2 protein-coding genes and 1 pseudogene are annotated in these 2,203 nt (G+C 59.6%); 2 read left to right on the top strand and 1 reads right to left on the bottom strand.

The window, feature by feature from the left end:
* Positions 1-770, bottom strand: a 770-nt coding sequence (locus WA354_RS10150) for a hypothetical protein (protein ID WP_472812893.1), incomplete at its 3' end; no start/stop codon positions are given.
* Positions 771-931: 161 nt separating this feature from the next.
* Between WA354_RS10150 and WA354_RS10155 the strand changes: the two genes are divergently transcribed.
* Positions 932-2,005, top strand: a complete 1,074-nt coding sequence (locus WA354_RS10155; protein ID WP_472812894.1) for a LacI family DNA-binding transcriptional regulator — start codon at positions 932-934, stop codon at positions 2,003-2,005.
* 7 nt (positions 2,006-2,012) lie between these two features.
* Positions 2,013-2,203 (top strand): annotated as a pseudogene (locus WA354_RS10160) (MFS transporter); the annotation flags it as partial.

A 2,203-nucleotide genomic window follows, 5' to 3' on the forward strand; every position in this document is an offset into this window, starting at 1 on the left:
CCATCGCGCGACCAGTTGGGCGCCTCAAAATGCGCCTGTGCTACGTACGCGACTCGCCGATCCGCCGACGCAACCGGCACCGTCTCGAGCGTGCTGTAAGGCACCGGTTTCTCGCCGGCCTGCGAGAGCGCCTCCACCTTTACATTCGAAAACAGCGCTGTTTCCGTCGCTTCCTTGTCGTGTGCGGAAACGCCAATCCCCACGTAAAACGGTCCGTCCAGGACCAGCTTCGTCGACGCCCCCGATGGCTCCAGCTTGCCGTCAGGCCCTGAAACAAACGCATAGAAATAGTCGCCGCGCTTTTCCAGCCGCACCCGCTTCGGCCCGGTCACGTTTGACTGCACTTCGTGATCGTCTGCGCCGGCCGCATCGCGAAACTGCAGCGACGTCAGCCCCTCGCCATGTCGCGCAATATCCACCGCGGGCGAGTTCCCATCCAGGCTCTGCCGGATCATCAGAACCGCCTTGCGATGAGGATTTCCCTTGTCTCCTACAAACGCAATATCCGCCGAGATCGCCAGATCCCCGCTCATCTTCTTCCAGGCAAACTGAAAATCATCCATGCCGAACCACATGTTGTCGCCGCTTCCCATCACTGTGTAGCTCTGTTTCGAAGCGTCGTAGCTCGTCGAGCCCGGATGCAGCACAGTACCTACATCCTGGTGCCCCTCAAAAATCCCAACCACGCCAGGTCCCGCCTGCCCCGGTACGCGTCCTGCGCTAAGAACAAAGAAAGAAACAAGGCAAAAACAAATAAACCTCCGATTCATACGCTCCTCCGCTGCAATTCGCAGGCGGAATCATTCTCGCGCACAAACCTTGCTCGCGTCTTGCGGTCCACCGCGCGTTGGTGTGCGCCGCGCGAACATCCGCCCCCCACAAAAGCGAAAATGCAACGCTCCTCGGCTCCACAGTGTTAAAACAGAGGTGCATGCCCAAGCGATCCAAAACAGGAACGGCGCCTCAGCCCGGCCAGCCGATCAGCCTGCGCTCCCTTGGCGAGTACCTCAACCTGTCGCCCGCTACCATCTCGCTGGTCTTGAACAACGCTCCCGGAGTCCGCTCCATCCCGCAGGAAACGCGTGATCGCGTTACCCAGGCTGCTGCAAAATTCGACTACCGTCCCAGCTTTTTCGCGCGATCCCTGCGCAAACGCCAGACCTTCACCGTCGGCGTCCTCGTTCCCGAACTCAGCGACAGCTATGCCATGCAGGTTCTTAGCGGCGTAGAAGAGCACCTTATTGAAGAGGGCTATTTCTACCTCACCGCAAGTCACCGCCGCAAGCCAGACCTCATTGAAGAGTATCCCCGCCTGTTCATGGATCGCTCCGTCGAAGGCTTCATCTTCATCGACACCGCCCTCGAAAAGAGCCTGGGCGTTCTCCCCACGGTTCTTGTCGCGGGCCATCGCAAGATCGACGGTGTAACGAACGTTGTCCTGGACCAGAAGCGTGCCGCCGAACTTGCCCTGCGGCATCTCTACCAGCTGGGTCACCGCAAAATCGCCTTCATGCGCGGAGGTAGCCACAGCTCCGACGCTGATGATCGCTGGAATTGCCTCATGGCCGTCGCTCGCGATCTGAAGCTGGTTGTGCCGCCGGAGCTTGTGGTGCAACTACAGCTCCGCGTCTCCACGCCGGAACTCGGCTTCGAGCCGGCTAACGAACTCATCCAGCGCGGCGGCGATTTTACCGCGCTCCTCTGCTACAACGATGTCGCCGCCATCGGAGCTATTCGGTCTTTGATGAATCACGGCCTGCAGGTTCCCGGCGATGTTTCAGTGGTAGGTTTCGATGATATTCAAGGTGCGGCATTCCACAACCCAAGCCTCACTACAGTTCGCCAGCCGCTCTATCAAATGGGAACCACGGCTGCGCGCATACTGCTGCAGCGGATTCGCGCGCAGGCTACGTTTCCTGACTTCGTTCCCATTCACCCCGAACTCGTCATTCGCGAATCCACAAGCCCGCCAAATCCAAAACGCAACCGCATCAAGCGCGCCTGATCCTTCGATGCCATTCGCATTCAAGACCTCCCCGGCACGAACCCTCGCCATCCTTCATCCGGTCTTCGCGCTCACGGGTGTACTCCACGCGGTCGGTGGCGCTCTACTCCCGTCAATCGCCGCCCGTTTTCATCTCAGCGACTCCACCTCCGGCCTGCTCTTCCTCCTATACTTCGCCGGGACCTCTTTAGGCGCGCT

This window comes from Occallatibacter sp., from assembly GCF_049802275.1.
Taxonomy (GTDB): Bacteria; Acidobacteriota; Terriglobia; order Terriglobales; family Acidobacteriaceae; genus Telmatobacter.

Excerpts from the sequence above, each read along its gene's own strand:
- WA354_RS10155 (WP_472812894.1), top strand. The coding sequence starts at position 932 with ATGCCCAAGCGATCCAAAACAGGAACGGCGCCTCAGCCCGGCCAGCCG.